A 17,169-nucleotide genomic window follows, 5' to 3' on the forward strand; every position below is an offset into this window, starting at 1 on the left:
CTCTACTCGTTGTCGCCGCCTGTGTCGAGCGCGGCGCTGTACTGCGGCCCGCCCTCCTCGGTCGCGGTCTCCCCGACGTCCGGGAACACCCAGTCGCGCACCTCGGGGATGTCCTCCCCGTGCTCGCGCGTGTACGCGCGGGCACGGAGCCGGGCGTCCTGCATCCGCTGCCGCAGGCCTGCCTGTGCCGCGCCGAGCGACGGCACGCGGTCGATCACGTCGATGACCAGGTGGTACCGGTCGAGGTCGTTGAGCATGACCATGTCGAACGGCGTGGTGGTGGTGCCTTCCTCCTTGTACCCGCGGGCGTGCAGGTTCGCGTGGCCCGTGCGGCGGTACGTCAGGCGGTGGATCAGCCAGGGGTAGCCGTGGTACGCGAAGATGATCGGCCGGTCCGCGGTGAAGAGCCCGTCGAACTCCGAGTCCGTGAGCCCGTGCGGGTGCTCGCGGGAGTCCTGCAGGCGCATGAGGTCCACCACGTTGATCACGCGGACCTTCAGCTCGGGCAGCTCGCGACGCAGGATGTCGGCCGCCGCCAGCACCTCCAGGGTGGGCACGTCGCCCGCCGCCGCGAGGACCACGTCCGGCTTCTCGCCGGGCACCTCCGTGCCCGCCCACTCCCAGATCCCCAGGCCGCGGGTGCAGTGCTCGACCGCCTGCTCCATGGTGAGGAAGTTGGGCGCCGGCTGCTTGCCGGCCACCACCACGTTGACGTACTGCCGGCTGCGCAGGCAGTGGTCGTAGGTGGACAGGAGGGTGTTCGCGTCCGGCGGCAGGTACACCCGCACGATCTCCGCCTTCTTGTTCACCACATGGTCGATGAAGCCGGGGTCCTGGTGGCTGAAGCCGTTGTGGTCCTGCCGCCACACGTGGCTGCTCAGCAGATAGTTCAGCGAGGCGATCGGCCGGCGCCACGGGATGTGGTTGGTGACCTTCAGCCACTTGGCGTGCTGGTTGAACATCGAGTCGACGATGTGGATGAAGGCCTCGTAGCTGGTGAACAGCCCGTGCCGGCCCGTCAGGAGGTAGCCCTCCAGCCAGCCCTGGCACTGGTGCTCGCTGAGCATCTCCATGACGCGGCCGGCGCGAGCCATGTGCTCGTCCACGTCCTTGCCCAGGAAGTCGGCGTTCCACTGCTTGTCCGTGACCTCGTACACCGCCTGCAGGCGGTTCGACGCCGTCTCGTCCGGCCCGAAGATGCGGAAGTTGGTCGGGTTCAGGCGGATCACGTCGGTCAGCCACTGCCCGAGGACACGCGGCGCCTCGGAGACGGAGCCGCCCGGCGCAGGCACGTCCACGGCGTACTTCCGGAAGTCGGGGAGCCGCAGGTCGTGCAGCAGGAGCCCGCCGTTCGCGTGCGGGGTCGCGCTCATCCTCAGCGAGCCCTCCGGCGCGAGCGCGGCGATCTCGGGCAGCACGCACCCGTCCTCGTCGAACAGCTCCTCCGGGCGGTACGACCGCAGCCACTGCTCGAGCACCTGCAGGTGCTCCTCCGTGTCGCGGGCGCTCGCCAGCGGCACCTGGTGCGCCCGCCACGAGCCCGTCGTCTTCTTGCCGTCGATGGTGTCCGGACCGCTCCAGCCCTTGGGCGTGCGGAACACGATCATGGGCCACATGGGGCGCGTCAGGTCACCGTCGGCGGCGCGGGCCTTGATGGCCGCGATCTCGTCCAGGACCTCGTCCAGCAGTGTGGCGAACCGTGCGTGGAACTCGGCGGGCGACTCCTGCGACTCGTCCTCCACGGCGAAGAAGTACGGCTTGTGCCCGTACCCCACCATGAGGTTGCGGAGCTCGTCCTCGGGGATGCGCGCCAGCACCGTCGGGTTGGCGATCTTGTAGCCGTTGAGGTGCAGGATCGGCAGCACCACGCCGTCCTGCGCCGGGTTGACGAACTTGTTCGAGTGCCAGCTCGTGGCGAGCGGCCCGGTTTCCGCCTCGCCGTCGCCCACCACCGCCGCGACCAGGAGGTCCGGGTTGTCGAACACGGCCCCGTACGCGTGGCTGAGCGCGTAGCCCAGCTCGCCGCCCTCGTGGATCGAACCGGGCGTCTCCGGGGCCACGTGGCTCGGGATGCCGCCCGGGAACGAGAACTGCCGGAACAGCCGCTTCACGCCCTCGGTGTCCTGCGTGATGTCGCTGTAGTACTCGGAGTAGGTGCCGTCCAGGTACGCGGCCGCGACCAGGCCCGGGCCACCGTGGCCGGGGCCGGTCACGTAGAGGGTGGGCTGCTGCCGGGCCTTGATCGCCCGGTTCAGGTGCGCGTAGAGGAAGGTCAGGCCGGGCGTGGTGCCCCAGTGGCCGAGGAGGCGCGGCTTGACGTGGTCCCGGGTGAGCGGCTCCCGCAGCAGCGGGTTGTCGAGCAGGTAGATCTGGCCCACGGAGAGGTAGTTGGCCGCGCGCCACCACGCGTCGATCAGGTCCAGCTCCTCGGGCCCCGGCTCCGCGGTGCCGGCGGCGCGCCAGGCGCCCTCCGTGGCCGCTCGGTCGGTGCTCGGGACGGTGGTCGTCGTCATCACACGCTCCTGTCTGCCAGGGCTGTCGGGTCGGCTGCGGCGACGTGCGCCGCGCTTTCATTCGACCCCAGAACATGCCCGGGCGCACCAGGTGATCGGGGTGAGGTGGATCTGGCGCTCTGTCAGGTCATATTCCGTGACGGAGACCGCACACCTGAGGGCCGCGAGGATTCCGCCGGAGCGGTCGCGGACGACTACCGTGGGGGCATGCCTTCTCCCGTCGCGACCCCGGCGTCCGTGACGCCGACGCCCGAGGCGGGCGACCGGCGTCGGACCTTCTGGGAGGTGGCGCGGGAGCCCCGCATGGTGGGTGTCCTGCTCCTGCTGCTCCTGGCAGCGGCGGTGTGCGGGCGCCTCGGCGTCTGGCAGCTGGACCGCGCGTACGAGCGCGCGGAGCTCGCCGACCGGCAGGCCGCCGCGGAGGCCGTGGCGGAAGGGCCCGCCTGGCTGGGCGAGGTGCTCGCACCGCAGGAGTCCTTCCCCGGCGACCTCGTCAGCCGGCAGGTCCAGGTCAAGGGAGAGTACGAGCCGGACGGCCAGCGCCTGGTGCCCGGGCGCGTCCTCGACGGGCGCGAGGGGTACCTGGTGCTCACGCCGCTCCGCGTGTCCGACGACGGCACCGGCGGCGGCTCGTGGGCCGGGCTGTCGGGCCCGCCCGCGGTGGCGGTGGTGCGCGGCTGGGTCGCGTCGCCCGGCGAAGCCGTCGGCCCTCCCGCCGGAGAGATCCGTGTGACGGGCTGGCTCCAGGCGGGCGAGGCCGTCTCCGGCGGCGGCCCCGTGCTGCCCGAGGGGCAGGTGGACCGGATCGCGCTCGGGGCTCTCGTGCAGGAGTGGGGCGGACCGGTCTATACCGGGTACGTGGTGCTCTCGGACGCGTCGCCCTCGCCGGCGGCTGACGGGCCCGCCCTCCTTCCCCGCCCTACCCTCGACGGGGGCTCCGGCGTCAACGTGCAGAACGCGTTCTATGCCCTCCAGTGGTGGGTGTTCGGAGCGTTCGCCGTGGCGCTCTGGGTCCGCATGGTGCGCGACGACATGGCCGGCGGCCGCCGCCGTGGCGGCGACGCGTCCGACCCGGCGACGGGGATCGCGGGCCTCCCGGGCTGAGCCGGCGGCGGGCCCGCACCGGCGCCCCGCGACCAGGTAGCTGTTCCCTTTCTGCGGTCGAGGCGGGGAAGAACTACCTGGTGACGGCGGTCCGTGGCGTCAGCGGGCGAGCTGCAGCTGGGCCTCCACGAAGCCCTCGTCCTCCACCGTCACGAAGCCGAGCTTCGGGGCGTCGACGCCGTAGTCGGTGAAGACCACGGGGATCTGCGTGCTGACCTCGGCACCGGCCTCGGTGAGGCGCACCTGCAGGGTGGCGGTCACGTCCTGCGAGGTGCCCTTGATGGTCATGGTGCCGGGGGCCTCGACGGTGACGGTCTCGCCGTCGGCCACGGCCGAGACGTCCACGGGCGAGGCGAGCTCGAAGGTGGCGACGGGGTGCGTGGCGGTGTCGAGGATGGACCGGAACTGGCCGTCACGTGCGGACTCGTCGGTCTCGATGCTCGCCATGTCGACCTCGACGGTGGCCTCGCTGAGCTCGCCGTCCGCGATGGTCGCCGAGCCGGTCACCTGGTCGGTGCGGCCCACCACCGTCACGTCCTCGCCGGCGAGCACCTCGTCGACGCGGTAGCCGGCCTCGGAGCCCTCGGCCACGGCGTACTCGCCGTCGAGGTCCTCGACCGCGGCCGCCGAGACCGGGGCCTCGGTGCCGACGGCGGGCGCCGCGACGTCGTCGCCCGTCTGCATGCTCGCGTACAGGCGCGTGCCGCCGAAGACGGCGAGCGCGAGGACCACGAGGCCGATCACGACCCACAGGACGATCCGGGCCGGGCTGCGGGAGCCGGAGCTCGCCGGACCGGTGCTGCCAGGGGTGCTGGGTGCCGCCACGTCTCCTCCAGGGTTCACAGGTCAGGCGCGGCGGGCGACCACCGGCGCCGGTACCAGCCTGCCCTCCCACGCTGGGAACCGCCTGACAGGCGGCCGGGGAGGGTCAGCCGGTCGCTGCGACGACCCGCTCACGGAGCTCGCGCGCCGCGCGCTCGGGGTCGGCAGCCTGCGTGATCGCGCGCACGACGACGATCCGTTCCGCCCCCGCGTCCAGCACCTCACCGAGCCGGTCGGCGTCGATGCCGCCGATCGCGAACCAGGGCGTGGCCGGGCGGCTCTCCGCGACCTGGCGCAGCAGGTCCAGGCCGACGGCGGCTCGACCCGGCTTGGTCGGCGTGGCCCACAGCGGGCCCACGCAGAAGTAGTTCACGTCCGGGTCGGCCTCGGCCGCCGCGGCCTGCTCGCGGGAGTGGGTGGAGCGGCCGAGCACCGGTACCGGGCCGACGAGCGAGCGCACCCCCGCGACCGGGAGGTCCCGCTGGCCGGTGTGGACCACGGGCGCGCCGGTGAGCGCCGCGACGTCGGCCCGGTCGTTGACGGCCCAGAGCGCGCCGTGCTCGGCGGCCACCCGTGCGACGAGCCGGTGCAGCTCGAGCTCGCGGGCCACGTCGAGCGTCTTGTCGCGGAGCTGGACCACGTCCACGCCGCCGGTCAGCGCGGCGTGCAGAAAGTCCTCGAGGTCGCCCCGCTCCTCGCGGGCGTCGGTGCAGAGGTAGAGGCGGGCGTCGGCCAGGCGGGCCCGGAAGTCGGTCACGCCGGTCAGCCTAGCCAGCGGCCGGAGTAGGGTGGGCCACGCACGGGAGCCCCGGACGGGGCTGAGAGGGCGTTGGAGCGCCGACCGTCGAACCTGATCTGGGTCATGCCAGCGAAGGGAGCAGCCAGATGACGGTGCCACGGCACCACCCCGGTCCCCCCGAGGGCGCGTCCGCGCGCCCTGTCGACGTGCTCGTCGTCGGGGCGGGGATCGTCGGCGCCGCCGTGGCGTGGCGGGCTGCCCGCGCGGGGCTGACGGTCACCGTCCTCGACCCCGCGCCGGGCGACGGGGCCACGCACGCCGCCGCCGGGATGCTCGCCCCGGTGAGCGAGTCGTGGTTCGGCGAGGAGGCGGCAGCCCGCCTCGGTCTCGCGGGGGCCGCTGCCTGGCCCGCGTTCGCCGCCGGCCTGGAGGCCGCGACGGGGGCCGGCACCGGCCTGCGGACCACCGGCACGCTCACCGCCGCGTACGACGCCGACGACATGGCCGAGCTGCGCCGCTGGGCCGGGCTCCACCGACGCTGGGGGCTCGACTCGACCGAGCTCGGGCCCGCGCAGGCGCGTCGCAGGGAGCCGCTCCTCGGGCCCCGCGTGAGCGGCGCCGCCTGGATGCCGGGCGACCACACGGCCGACCCCCGCGCGACGCACGCCGCCCTCCTGGCGGGACTCGCTGCCGAGCCGGGCGCCGTCGTCGTGCACCGGGCCGCCGTCCGCCTGCTGCGCGACCGGGGGGCCGTCACCGGGGCCCTGGACGACTCCGGGCGTGAGTACCGGGCCGGGACCGTGGTGCTGGCCGCCGGCTGGCGGTCGGCGGAGCTGGTCGCGGACCTGCCCGTCGCCGTGCCGGTCCGGCCCGTGCGGGGGCAGACCCTCCGGCTCGACGCCGCGCCGGGCGGTGCACCGGAGCACGTGGTGCGCGGCGTCGTCCAGGGGCGGCCCGTCTATGTGGTGCCGCGCGCGCCGGGGACCGGCGCGGCGCCGGGCGGGGGACCGGAGCACCGGGAGGTGGTCGTGGGCGCGACCAGCGAGGAGGCGCCCGACGACCGTCGCGCCACCGCGGGCGGCGTGTTCGCCCTGCTCCGCGACGCGCGGGCGCTCCTTCCCGCGCTGGACGAGGCCGCCCTGGTGGAGGTGACCCCGCGGGCCCGGCCGGCCACGCCCGACAACCTCCCCCTGGTGGGCGCCACCGAGGTGCCCGGCCTGTGCCTCGCCACCGGCCACTACCGCAACGGCGTGCTGCTCGCGCCGATCACCGCCGACGCGGTGCTCGCCGTCCTGACCGGCCGCGAGCCACCGGCCGCCCTGGCCGCTGCCGACCCACGGCGCTTCACCCCGGCCCGCCCGGGGACCGCCGGCCCTGACACACCCACCCCTGCCCCGACCCGAGGAGCCCCCGCATGACCTCCCCGTCCTCCGCCCCGCCCACCGCGTACGCGGTGGTCAACGACGAGCCGTACGCGCTGGACCGCGGCGCGCGCATCGACCAGCTGGTGGTCGCCCTGGTGCCCGGCTGCGTCGTGGACGGCACGCCCCAGGGCGTGGCCGTCGCCGTGAACGACGCCGTGGTGCCGCGCGGCGCCTGGACCACGACGATGCTGTCGCCCGGCGACCGCGTCGAGCTCGTCACCGCGGTGCAGGGCGGATGAGCGCCGTGGGCACGCTGACGATCGCCGGGACGCCGCTCGGCTCCCGGCTGGTCATGGGCACCGGCGGCGCGCCGAGCCTGCTCGCGCTCGAAGAGGCGCTCGTCGCGTCCGGCACGGAGCTGACGACGGTCGCGCTGCGGCGGGTTGCCAGACCACGGCCGGGCGCGCCCGCGAGCGACGCCTCCGTGTGGGGCCTCCTCGACCGCCTCGGGATCCGTGCCCTCCCCAACACCGCGGGCTGCTTCTCCGCGCGGGAGGCGGTCCTCACGGCGCACCTCGCCCGCGAGGCGTGCGGCACCGACTGGGTCAAGCTCGAGGTGATCGCCGACGACGTCAGCCTCCTCCCCGAACCCCTCGGCCTCGTGGAGGCCGCCGAGGAGCTGGTGCGCGACGGCTTCGTGGTGCTCCCGTACACGAACGACGACCCGGTGCTCGCGCGCCGGCTCGAGGACGTCGGCTGCGCGGCCGTGATGCCGCTCGGCGCGCCGATCGGGTCCGGGCTCGGGATCCTCAACCCGCGGAACATCGCGGCCATCGCGGGCTCGGCCCAGGTGCCGGTGATCCTCGACGCGGGGATCGGCACGGCGTCGGACGCCGCGCTCGCGATGGAGCTCGGCTGCGACGCCGTGCTGCTCGCCACCGCGGTGACCCGCGCCGGGGACCCGGTCCGGATGGCCCGGGCGATGCGCCTCGCCGTCGAGGCCGGGTACGACGCCGCCCACGCCGGCCGCATCCCCCGGCGCGAGGGGGCGCTGGCGTCGTCGCCGGCCGAGGGCCGGATGGCGGTGAGCAACCTGGACCTGGCGCTCTGACAGGCCGACCATCGCTGTGGGTATGGCTATGACGTGAATATCGCCGCGGATTCACACCACAGCCATACCCACAGCAACGGTCAGTAGGAGCGGAGCGTGGGGTCCACGTCGCGCGACCAGGCCACGATGCCGCCCGCCACGCTCCGGGCGTCGAGCCCGGCGTCCCGCAGCACCGCCGCGACCCGCTCCGACCGCACGCCCGACTTGCACAGGACGTGGACCGTGCGGCCGCCCGCGAGGTCGGCCACGTGCGAGGTGGCCGCTGCGACGTCGCCGCGCAGGAAGTCGCCCGAGGGGACCACGTGCGCGCCGTCGAGGGCGGCGATCGCCACCTCCCAGTCCTCGCGGACGTCCAGGACGAAGGGCTCGTCGGCCCCGACGGCCCGGTCGCGCAGCGCGGCGAGCTCGCGTGGGGTCACGGTGGCCGACGGCGATGGGCCGGGCCGCGCGTCGGCCTCGCCCTGAGCGGTGACCGGGTAGGCGCCGGCCAGTTGCGCGGCGTCGGTCGGCGCCGGGGGCAGGCCGCAGAAGGTGGCGTACGCGGCGTCGTCGGGCAGCTCGGTGACGGGGGCGCGCGACGGGTCGGGGCGCACCGTGAGGTGGCGCCAGGTGAGCTCGAGCGCGTCGTAGACCGCGAGCCTGCCCAGGAGCGTGCGCCCCGCGCCGGTGACGAGCTTGATCGCCTCCGTCGCCATGACGGAGCCGATCGTGCCGCAGAGGGCGCCCAGCACGCCGCCGGTGGCGCAGTCCGGGGCGAGCGCGGGCGGCGGCGGCTCCGGGAAGACGTCCCGGTACGTCACGCCCGGCACGCCGCCCGGCGGCGCGGCCCAGAACGTGGCGACCTGGCCCTGGAAGCGGTAGAGGCCGCCCCAGACGACGGGCACACCGGCGAGCTCCGCGGCGTCGGACACGAGGTAGCGCGTGGCGAAGTTGTCGGAGCCGTCGAGCACCAGGTCGTAGCCCGACAGGAGGTCCCGCGCGTTGGCCGAGCCGAGGCGCTCGCGGTGCTCCACGACGCGCGTCGCCGGGTTGACCCCCGCCAGCGTCTCGCGGGCGGAGGCCGTCTTGGGCCGGCCCACGTCACCGGCCCCGTGCAGCACCTGGCGCTGCAGGTTGGAGGCGTCGACGACGTCGTCGTCCACGATGCCGAGCGTGCCGACGCCGGCCGCCGCCAGGTACAGGAGAGCCGGGCTGCCGAGCCCGCCGGCGCCCACGACGAGCACGCGCGCCGCCGCGAGGCGGCGCTGGCCCTCGACGCCCACGCCGGGCAGGGAGAGATGGCGTGCGTAGCGGGCGAGGTCGTCCGGGGTGAGCTCCGGCCCGGGGGCGACCAGCGGCGGGAGCGCCGGGGCGGGGGCGCCCGTGGTGACGGGGTTCGTCACGACAGGTAGCGCTCCTCCAGCGCGGCGAGCTTCGCCAGCGCCTCCGAGTGGACCTTCTTCTCCAGCACGAACGACATCACCGGCACGACGCCCGCGAGGACCATCGTGACCAGGCGCCCGAAGCCCCAGCGCATCTTGGACCAGAGGTCGGCGACGGTGACGAGGTACGCCACGTAGATCCAGCCGTGCGCGAAGGGCACCCAGGCGATGAAGGGCATGATCCCCGACACGTCGGTGACCGCCCCCAGCCCGTACTTGATCCCCATCTCGACGACCAGGACGAGGAGCATGACACCCGTCAGGAGCGCCATGAACCGGTAGCGGTACAGGGCCCCCCGCGCCTTGCGGATCGCGGTGGTCGCTGCGTCGGTGGTGATCTCGGTGCTCACGCCACGAGGATATGCCTCCGGCCGTGCCCGGCCGCCATCCGCGGGTGCGCCGGTGGCGCACCTCACGCGGGCGTCCGCTTAATGCGTGGCTCCGTGCCGGTGGCGGCTCGTACCGTAGATGATCGTGCGCCCCCTCCCTCTGCCGGACCCCGGCAGCCCTCCGCTGATCTCACCCGCCCGACTGCTGCTCTGGCAGGCGGGTCAGCAGCGTGGCGTGCTGACCCTGAGCGTGCTGATGGGCACGGTGACCATGCTCGCCTCGGCGGTGGGCCCGCTGCTCCTGGGGCGCGCGATCGACGACGGGCTGGCGCGCGGGTTCGGCTCGGGGCTGTTCTTCTGGTGCGGTGTGCTGGCGCTGAACGCGCTGGTCATCGTGGTGGCGGGCGTGCTGGACCACACGTGGGACGTCGAGAACTGGATCCGGTCGGCGTTCTCCTTCTCGCAGCTCGTGGGCTTCAAGGCCTCGCGCGCCGGGCACGCCATCACCAAGACGCTCCCCACCGGGGAGGTCGTCTCGGCGGTGGCCAGCGACGCCTTGCGGGTCGGGGAGGTCTACGCGCACCTCGGCCGGTTCGTCGGGTCGGTGGTGTCGTACCTCGCCGTGGCGGTGGTCATGCTGGTGCTGCACCCGGTGCTCGGCCTGGTCGTGGTGCTGGGCATCCCTGCCGTCGCCGCGGTGCTCGCGCTGCTGGTGCGCCCGCTGCAGTCGCGTCAGGCGTCGCAGCGCGAGGCCACGGGCCGGCTGACGACCCTCGGCGCCGACACGGTCTCGGGCCTGCGCATCCTCCGCGGGATCGGCGGCGAGGACGTCTTCGCCGGCCGCTACGCGCGCCAGTCGCAGGCGGTGCGGGCCGAGGGCGTCCGCGTCGCGGCCGTCCAGTCGGTGCTCGACGGCCTGCAGGTGCTGCTCCCCGGCCTGCTCGTCGCGCTCGTCCTCTGGATCGGTGCCCGCGCGGCCGTGCTGGGCGAGATCACCGCCGGCGAGCTGGTGACGTTCTACGGGTTCACGGCCTTTCTCTCGTGGCCGGTCCAGCTGGCCACCCAGATGCTGCAGCAGCTCGTCCGCGGGCACGTCTCCGCGGGCAAGATCCTCAACGTCCTGCGGGTCGAGTCGGCCACGCCGCAGCCCGCGGAGCCGGCCGCAGCGCCGCCCGCCGGCGCCGAGCTGGTGGACGAGGCCAGCGGGCTCGTGCTGACGCCGGGCCGGGTGATCGGCCTGGTCAGCGCGGAGCCCGACGAGTCCGCCCGCCTCGCGACGCGGCTCGGCCGGTTCGACGACGAGCTCGAGGAGCCCACGCCGGTCCGGCTCGGGGGCGTGCTCCTGCGCGACCTCGACAAGGAGCACCTGCGCCACCGGGTGGTGGTGTCCGAGGCCACGCCCACGGTGTTCTCGGGCATCCTCGGCGAGGAGATCGACCCGCGGGGCCGGCGGGTCGAGGCCGAGCTGGCCGCCGCGATGCTGGTGGCCGACGCGCACGACGTGCTGGACAGCGTGCCCGGCGGCCTCGCCGGGGAGCTGCCCGAGAAGGGACGGTCGCTGTCGGGCGGTCAGCGCCAGCGGGTGACGCTCGCCCGAGCCCTCCTCACCGAGCCGGAGATCCTCGTGCTGGTGGAGCCGACCAGCGCGGTCGACGCCCACACGGAGGCACGGATCGCCGAGCGCGTGGCCGACGCGCGCCGGGGGCGCACCACGCTGATCGTCACGGCCAGCCCGCTCGTGCTCGACCGCCTCGACGAGGTGCACCTCCTCGAGGACGGCCGGGTCGTGGCGACCGGCACCCACTCGACGCTCCTGGAGCGCGACGACCTGGTCGGCGCCCGCTACCGGGCGGTCGTGGGCCGCAGCATGGCCGAGGACGAGACCGACGACGACATCACGAGCGAGACCGTAGGAGGTGCGCGATGACCGCGACCACGCAGGCGCCCGGGGCCGCCCCGGCGTCGGGCAAGCTGCCCATCGCGGACCGGGCGCAGGTCAACCGCGCCGTGGGCGTGCTGTTCCGCAAGCACCGCGGGTCGCTGGTGCGGGTCGCGGTGCTGCACACGGCGGGCGCCGTGGCGGGGCTCGCGGGCCCGTTCCTGCTGGGCCGCATCGTGAACCAGGTCGCGGCGGGCACGAGCCTCGCGGCGATCAACCAGCTGGCGCTGTTCCTCGTGGGGGCCGTCGTGGTGCAGGCGGTCGTCATGCGGTTCGCCTCGCGGTACTCCCTGGTGTTCGGCGAGATGGTGTTCGCCGACCTCCGCGAGGAGTTCATGGACGCGGTGACCCGGCTCCCGCTGTCCACCGTGGAGCGCGCCGGGACGGGTGACCTGGTGGCGCGCACCACCAACGACGTCAACAAGCTGCAGAACGCCGTCCGCATGGGCGTGCCGCGCGTGCTGTGGTGCATCGTCACGCTGGGCATGACGCTCGTGGCGGCTTTCTTCGCCGACCCCCTGGTGGCACTGGGCCTGCTGGTGGGCGTCCCGCTCATCGTCGTCGGCGCTCGCTGGTACCTGAAGCGTGCGACGCCCGGCTACCTGCGGGAGTCCGCGGCCTACGCGGCGCTCAACGGCACCATCACGGAGTCCGTCGAGGGGTCGCGCACGGTCGACGCGCTGCACCTGGGCGCGCGGGTGCGACGCCGCGTGAACGACGACCTGCGCGAGGCGTTCGAGGCCGAGAAGTACACCCTCGGCCTGCGCAACCGCCTGATCCCGTCGCTCGACGCGGCCATCGCCATCGCCCCGGTCGCCGTGCTGCTCTGGGGCGGCTGGCTGCTGGCGAACGGGCAGACCACGCTCGGCGCGGTCACCACCGTGGCGGCGTTCGCCCACCAGATGGGCGGGCCCGTCTTCGACCTCATCTTCTGGCTGGACGAGCTCCAGGTGGCCGGCGTGGCACTTGCCCGCGTGATCGGCGTGAGCCTCGTCGAGCCCGACCGCGAGGCCGGCGACACCGGCCCGGAGGACGAGCACGTGCGTGCCCACGGCGTGCGGTACGCGTACCGCGAGGGCCACGACGTGCTGCACGGCATCGACCTCGACCTCCGGGTGGGGGAGCGGCTCGCCGTCGTGGGCCCGTCGGGCGCCGGAAAGTCCACCCTGGGCCGCATGCTCGCCGGGATCCACCCGCCCACGGGCGGGTCGGTCACGGTGGGCGAGGTGCCGCTGGTGGAGCTCCCGCTCGAGGACCTGCGCAAGCACGTCGCGCTCGTCACCCAGGAGCACCACGTGTTCGTGGGGTCGCTGGCCGAGAACCTGCGCCTCGCCAAGGTGGGTGCCGACGACGAGGAGCTCCTCGGGGCGCTGCGGGCCGTCGACGCCCACGAGTGGGTGGAGGCCCTTCCTGACGGGCTGTCCACCGAGGTGGGCTCCGGCGGGCACCCGCTCACGCCGGCGCAGGCGCAGCAGGTGGCGCTCGCGCGCCTCGTGCTGCTCGACCCGCACACCCTCGTCCTCGACGAGGCCACGTCCCTCCTGGACCCGCGTGCCGCCCGGCACCTCGAGCGGTCGCTGAACGCGGTGCTGGAGGGCCGCACGGTGGTGGCCATCGCGCACCGCCTCCACACGGCGCACGACGCCGACCGGGTCGCGGTCGTGGACGGCGGCCGCATCTCGGAGATCGGCTCGCACGACGAGCTGGTGGCCGCGGGCGGCGAGTACGCCCGGCTCTGGCACAGCTGGCAGCACGAGTAGCGGGAGCACCTAGACTTGGGGGGTGACGACCCCCGCCACCACCCCTCAGAATCCCGCTGCCTCGAGCGCGCCGGCGCACCGGCCCGTGCTCGTGGTGGACTTCGGCGCCCAGTACGCCCAGCTGATCGCGCGCCGCGTGCGCGAGGCGAAGGTGTACTCCGAGATCGTGCCGCACACGTACTCGGTCGACCAGCTCCTCGCCAAGGACCCCGCGGCGATCATCCTGTCGGGCGGGCCGTCGTCGGTCTACGCCACCGGCGCGCCGTTCGTGGACCCCAAGCTGTTCGAGGCCGGGGTGCCGGTGCTGGGCATCTGCTACGGCTTCCAGGCCATGGCGCAGGCGCTCGGCGGTGACGTGGCGCAGACGGGGCTGCGCGAGTACGGCGGCACGGAGGTGGAGGTGTGCGCGGCGGGTGTCCTGCTCGCTGACACCCCGGACCACCAGACCACCTGGATGAGCCACGGTGACGCGGTGCACCGCGCGCCCGAGGGCTTCGAGGTGCTGGCCACGTCGTCCGGCTCGCCGGTCGCGGCGTTCGAGGACAAGGGCCGCCGCCTCTTCGGCGTGCAGTGGCACCCCGAGGTCAAGCACTCGGCGCACGGGCAGACGGTGCTGGAGCACTTCCTGTACGACGGCGCGGGGCTCGCCCCCGACTGGACGCCCGGCAACGTGATCGCCGAGCAGGTCGAGGCGATCCGCGCCCAGGTGGGCGACGCGCGCGTCATCTGCGGCCTGTCGGGCGGGGTGGACTCGTCGGTGGCGGCCGCGCTGGTCCAGCGGGCCGTCGGCGACCAGCTCACCTGCGTGTTCGTGGACCACGGTCTGCTGCGGGCGGGCGAGGCCGAGCAGGTCGAGCGCGACTTCGTCGCGGCCACGGGCGTGAACCTCGTGGTGCGCGACGAGCGCGAGCGCTTCCTCCAGGCCCTCGCCGGCCACAGCGACCCCGAGACCAAGCGCAAGATCATCGGCCGCGAGTTCATCCGCGTGTTCGAGGACGCCGCCCGCGACATCGTCGCCGAGGCGGGAGCGCACGGCGAGGAGGTCAAGTTCCTCGTCCAGGGCACGCTGTACCCGGACGTGGTCGAGTCGGGCGGCGGTGAGGGCGCGGCCAACATCAAGAGCCACCACAACGTGGGCGGCCTGCCGGACGACCTGCAGTTCTCGCTGATCGAGCCGCTCCGCACGCTGTTCAAGGACGAGGTCCGGGCCGTGGGCCTGGAGCTGGGCGTCCCCGAGGCGATCGTCTGGCGCCAGCCGTTCCCGGGCCCGGGCCTGGGCATCCGGATCGTCGGCGAGGTCACGGCCGATCGCCTGGAGATCCTCCGCGCGGCCGACGCGATCGCCCGTGAGGAGCTCACCCGCGCCGGCCTCGACCGCGAGATCTGGCAGTGCCCCGTGGTGCTGCTCGCCGACGTGCGCTCGGTGGGCGTCCAGGGCGACGGCCGCACCTACGGCCACCCGATCGTGCTGCGCCCGGTCTCGTCCGAGGACGCCATGACGGCGGACTGGACGCGCCTCCCGTACGACGTGCTGTCCGTCATCTCGACCCGCATCACCAACGAGGTGCGCGAGGTCAACCGCGTGGTCCTCGACGTGACGAGCAAGCCGCCGGGCACCATCGAGTGGGAGTGAGCCGGCTCACAGGCGGGCGAGCGTCAGCGCGGCCGCCGTACCGGCGAGCATGTAGGGCCCGAACGGGATCACCGAGTCCCGCCGTGCTCGCCGGGTGAGCAGGAGCGCGAGGGCGACGAGGCCGCCGAGGAGGAACGGCGCCACCGCCGTGACGGTCCAGGCGGTCCAGTCGTGCCACGCCGCGGCGGCGCCGAGCGCGGGCGCCAGCTTCACGTCACCGAAGCCGAGCCCGCTGCGGTGCAGGCGGTGGAGCAGCCAGTAGGCGCCGCCGAGCACGCCCGCGCCCGCCGCAGCCCGGGCGAGCGCGGCCCAGTCGCCACCACCGGCCGCCGCCACCACGAGGAGCGCGGCGAAGGCGCCCGACGCGGGAAGGCTGATCGCGTCGGGCAGCCGGTGCGTGCGGGCGTCGATCACCCCGAGCGCCGCGCCGGCCACGGCGAGGGCCACCAGCGCCGGTGTGGTCCAGCCCGGCCCGCTCGCCCACACCGCCCACGCGCCGGTGGGTACGGCGAGGAGCCCGACGGCGCGCCGGTGCGGCTCGAGCTCGAGGGCGGCGCGGTCGCGCAAGGTGGTCAGCACAGCGCGAGGCTAGGGCTCGATACGATTTGATGCCTGCTGGTGCTGTGATGCGCCGCCCGGAGATACTTCTGCCGCGGGTGTGAGCGCTCACACCCGGATGCCCCCGCCTCGCCGACGAGGAGTCGACACCCATGACCGAGCCCACCGCCGCCCTCTCCGCAGTGATCGACCTGGACGTCCCCGGGCCCACGATCTCCCGCCACCTCTACGGCCACTTCGCCGAGCACCTCGGCCGGTGCATCTACGGCGGCTTCTGGGTGGGTGAGGACTCGCCGATCCCCAACGAGGGCGGCATCCGCCAGGACGTCGTCGACGCGCTGCGGGCCCTGGATATCCCGAACCTCCGCTGGCCGGGCGGCTGCTTCGCCGACGAGTACCACTGGACCGACGGGATCGGCCCGCGGGCCGACCGCCCGCGCATGGTCAACACCCACTGGGGGGACGTCGAGGAGAACAACCACTTCGGCACCCACGAGTTCATGGCCCTCTGCGAGCTGCTGGGCACGGAACCCTACGTCTCGTCCAACGTGGGCTCGGGCTCGGTGCGCGAGGCGAGCGACTGGGTCGAGTACCTGACGCGTGACGGCGACTCCCCGATGGCCCGGCTGCGCCGCGAGAACGGTCGCGAGGAGCCCTGGAAGGTGCGCTTCTGGGGCGTCGGCAACGAGCCGTGGGGCTGCGGCGGCAACCTGCGCGCCGAGCAGTTCGCCCCGCTCGCGCGCCAGTACGCCACGTACGCCCGCAACCACGGCGACAACGAGCTGTACCGCATCGCGGCCGGCGCGTCCGACGACGACTACCAGTGGACCGCGACCCTCATGAAGGAGGTCACGTCCCGGCTGGGTGACCGCGCCCCGCGCGACCTCTTCCAGGCCGTCTCCTTCCACTACTACACGTTCACGGGCGAGTGGTCCGACAAGGGGTCGGCGACGAGCTTCACGCGCGACGAGCACTGGACCGCGATGAGCCGGGCTCTGCGGGTACGGCAGTACATCGCCGGCCACGCCGCCGTCATGGACGCCTACGACCCCACCAAGAAGATCGGCCTCGCGCTGGACGAGTGGGGCACCTGGTGGAACGTCGAGCCGGGCACCAACCCCGGGTTCCTGTACCAGCAGAACGCCATGCGCGACGCCCTGGTCGCGGCGGTCCACTTCGACGCGTTCCACGACCACGCCGACCGCCTGCGCCTGGCGAACATCGCCCAGACGGTCAACGTGCTCCAGGCCATGGTGCTGACGGACGAGGACCGGCTCGTCCTTACCCCCACCTACCACGTGTTCGAGATGAACCGCCCGCACCATGAGGCCCAGGCGCTCGCCGTCCGGGTGCGCGACCGTGCGGAGCGCGAGGTCGACGGTGCGTCGATCCCGACGATCTCTGCCTCCGCGTCGGTCAAGGACGGCCGGGCGGCGGTGTCGGTGACGAACCTCGACCCCGACGCGCCCGCGCGCGTCGAGCTCGACCTCCGCGGCGCGGACGTCGTCGCCGTCTCGGGCAGGGTCCTCGCGGGGACGGACGTCGCGGACCACAACACCTTCGACGCGCCGACGGCGGTCGCGCCCCGCCCGTACGACGGCGCCACGCTCGCGGGCGGACGCCTCGTGCTCGACGTGCCGGCGGGTGCGTTCGTGGTGCTCGACCTGGAGCTCGCCGGCTGACCCGGGTCAGGGCTCACGTGATCGGCAGTTCGTCGGATGATCGGCAGCCCGAGTTGCCGATCATCCGTGTGAAGTCTCAGGACATCGTGCGCGGTTGTGTCTCAGGACATCGTGCACGGTCTGTCTCGGGACATCGTGCACTGTTGCCATGGTCAATTCGGTGCCGCCGGACGTGCGGTGGGCGATCGTGCAGT

Annotated in this window: 14 protein-coding genes and 1 riboswitch; of the genes, 8 read left to right on the top strand and 6 right to left on the bottom strand. The window is 74.0% G+C overall.

Features of this window, described 5'->3' with window-relative positions:
• Nucleotides 1-2: 2 nt before the first annotated feature.
• Nucleotides 3-2,513: a phosphoketolase family protein gene (locus AC060K_RS12095; RefSeq protein ID WP_483765661.1), complete on the bottom strand. Its 2,511-nt coding sequence runs from the start codon at nt 2,511-2,513 to the stop codon at nt 3-5.
• A gap of 207 nt (nt 2,514-2,720) precedes the next feature.
• Between AC060K_RS12095 and AC060K_RS12100 the strand changes: the two genes are divergently transcribed.
• Nucleotides 2,721-3,617: an SURF1 family protein gene (locus tag AC060K_RS12100; RefSeq protein ID WP_483765662.1), complete on the top strand. Its 897-nt coding sequence runs from the start codon at nt 2,721-2,723 to the stop codon at nt 3,615-3,617.
• A 99-nt stretch (nt 3,618-3,716) separates the two neighbouring features.
• Here the strand turns inward: AC060K_RS12100 and AC060K_RS12105 are convergent, their stop codons facing one another.
• Nucleotides 3,717-4,442, bottom strand: a complete 726-nt coding sequence (locus AC060K_RS12105) for a YceI family protein (protein WP_483765663.1) — start codon at nt 4,440-4,442, stop codon at nt 3,717-3,719.
• Nucleotides 4,443-4,545: 103 nt separating this feature from the next.
• Nucleotides 4,546-5,196 carry a thiamine phosphate synthase gene (gene thiE, locus AC060K_RS12110; protein ID WP_483765664.1) on the bottom strand — a complete coding sequence of 217 codons (651 nt, stop codon included), beginning with the start codon at nt 5,194-5,196 and terminating at the stop codon, nt 4,546-4,548.
• A gap of 32 nt (nt 5,197-5,228) precedes the next feature.
• Nucleotides 5,229-5,333, top strand: a riboswitch (TPP riboswitch).
• Here thiE and thiO point away from each other — a divergent pair.
• The 3 genes from thiO (at nt 5,325) to AC060K_RS12125 (ending at nt 7,653) form a co-directional block, all read left to right on the top strand.
• Nucleotides 5,325-6,596 carry a glycine oxidase ThiO gene (gene thiO, locus AC060K_RS12115; protein WP_483765665.1) on the top strand — a complete coding sequence of 424 codons (1,272 nt, stop codon included), beginning with the start codon at nt 5,325-5,327 and terminating at the stop codon, nt 6,594-6,596. Its footprint overlaps the riboswitch before it by 9 nt.
• Nucleotides 6,593-6,841, top strand: coding sequence for a sulfur carrier protein ThiS (gene thiS / locus AC060K_RS12120; protein ID WP_483765666.1), 249 nt, complete (start codon nt 6,593-6,595; stop codon nt 6,839-6,841). The genes thiO and thiS overlap by 4 nt, the downstream gene beginning before the upstream one ends.
• Nucleotides 6,838-7,653, top strand: a complete 816-nt coding sequence (locus tag AC060K_RS12125; protein ID WP_483765667.1) for a thiazole synthase — start codon at nt 6,838-6,840, stop codon at nt 7,651-7,653. Before thiS ends, AC060K_RS12125 begins: the two co-directional genes overlap by 4 nt.
• A gap of 80 nt (nt 7,654-7,733) precedes the next feature.
• Here the strand turns inward: AC060K_RS12125 and AC060K_RS12130 are convergent, their stop codons facing one another.
• Nucleotides 7,734-9,035 (bottom strand): ThiF family adenylyltransferase, encoded by a 1,302-nt coding sequence (locus AC060K_RS12130; RefSeq protein WP_483765668.1) that lies wholly within the window; start codon nt 9,033-9,035, stop codon nt 7,734-7,736.
• Nucleotides 9,032-9,424 carry a DUF3817 domain-containing protein gene (locus tag AC060K_RS12135; protein WP_483765669.1) on the bottom strand — a complete coding sequence of 131 codons (393 nt, stop codon included), beginning with the start codon at nt 9,422-9,424 and terminating at the stop codon, nt 9,032-9,034. The genes AC060K_RS12130 and AC060K_RS12135 overlap by 4 nt, the downstream gene beginning before the upstream one ends.
• Nucleotides 9,425-9,542: 118 nt before the next feature.
• Here AC060K_RS12135 and AC060K_RS12140 point away from each other — a divergent pair, with 118 nt between their 5' ends.
• Genes AC060K_RS12140 through guaA form a run of 3 tightly spaced genes read left to right on the top strand, consistent with a single transcriptional unit; the run spans nt 9,543 to nt 14,735 of the window.
• Nucleotides 9,543-11,330: an ABC transporter ATP-binding protein gene (locus AC060K_RS12140; RefSeq protein WP_483765670.1), complete on the top strand. Its 1,788-nt coding sequence runs from the start codon at nt 9,543-9,545 to the stop codon at nt 11,328-11,330.
• Nucleotides 11,327-13,102: an ABC transporter ATP-binding protein gene (locus AC060K_RS12145; RefSeq protein ID WP_483765671.1), complete on the top strand. Its 1,776-nt coding sequence runs from the start codon at nt 11,327-11,329 to the stop codon at nt 13,100-13,102. Before AC060K_RS12140 ends, AC060K_RS12145 begins: the two co-directional genes overlap by 4 nt.
• A gap of 22 nt (nt 13,103-13,124) precedes the next feature.
• On the top strand, nt 13,125-14,735 hold the full coding sequence (gene guaA / locus AC060K_RS12150; RefSeq protein WP_483765672.1) for a glutamine-hydrolyzing GMP synthase: 1,611 nt from the start codon (nt 13,125-13,127) through the stop codon (nt 14,733-14,735).
• Between the two features lie 6 nt (nt 14,736-14,741).
• On the opposite strand, the gene AC060K_RS12155 is transcribed toward guaA, so the two are convergent.
• Nucleotides 14,742-15,314, bottom strand: a complete 573-nt coding sequence (locus tag AC060K_RS12155; RefSeq protein ID WP_483765673.1) for a prepilin peptidase — start codon at nt 15,312-15,314, stop codon at nt 14,742-14,744.
• A 131-nt stretch (nt 15,315-15,445) separates the two neighbouring features.
• On the opposite strand from AC060K_RS12155, the gene AC060K_RS12160 reads away from it, so the two are divergent.
• Nucleotides 15,446-16,975 (top strand): alpha-N-arabinofuranosidase, encoded by a 1,530-nt coding sequence (locus tag AC060K_RS12160; protein ID WP_483765674.1) that lies wholly within the window; start codon nt 15,446-15,448, stop codon nt 16,973-16,975.
• The last annotated feature ends 194 nt before the right edge of the window (nt 16,976-17,169 follow it).

Source organism: Antribacter sp. NEAU-D49 (assembly GCF_057158775.1).

Excerpts from the sequence above, each read along its gene's own strand:
- AC060K_RS12125 (WP_483765667.1), top strand. The coding sequence starts at position 6,838 with ATGAGCGCCGTGGGCACGCTGACGATCGCCGGGACGCCGCTCGGCTCC.
- thiS (WP_483765666.1), top strand. The coding sequence starts at position 6,593 with ATGACCTCCCCGTCCTCCGCCCCGCCCACCGCGTACGCGGTGGTCAAC.
- AC060K_RS12095 (WP_483765661.1), bottom strand. The coding sequence starts at position 2,513 with ATGACGACGACCACCGTCCCGAGCACCGACCGAGCGGCCACGGAGGGC.
- AC060K_RS12145 (WP_483765671.1), top strand. The coding sequence starts at position 11,327 with ATGACCGCGACCACGCAGGCGCCCGGGGCCGCCCCGGCGTCGGGCAAG.
- AC060K_RS12140 (WP_483765670.1), top strand. The coding sequence starts at position 9,543 with ATGATCGTGCGCCCCCTCCCTCTGCCGGACCCCGGCAGCCCTCCGCTG.
- AC060K_RS12160 (WP_483765674.1), top strand. The coding sequence starts at position 15,446 with ATGACCGAGCCCACCGCCGCCCTCTCCGCAGTGATCGACCTGGACGTC.
- thiO (WP_483765665.1), top strand. The coding sequence starts at position 5,325 with ATGACGGTGCCACGGCACCACCCCGGTCCCCCCGAGGGCGCGTCCGCG.
- AC060K_RS12100 (WP_483765662.1), top strand. The coding sequence starts at position 2,721 with ATGCCTTCTCCCGTCGCGACCCCGGCGTCCGTGACGCCGACGCCCGAG.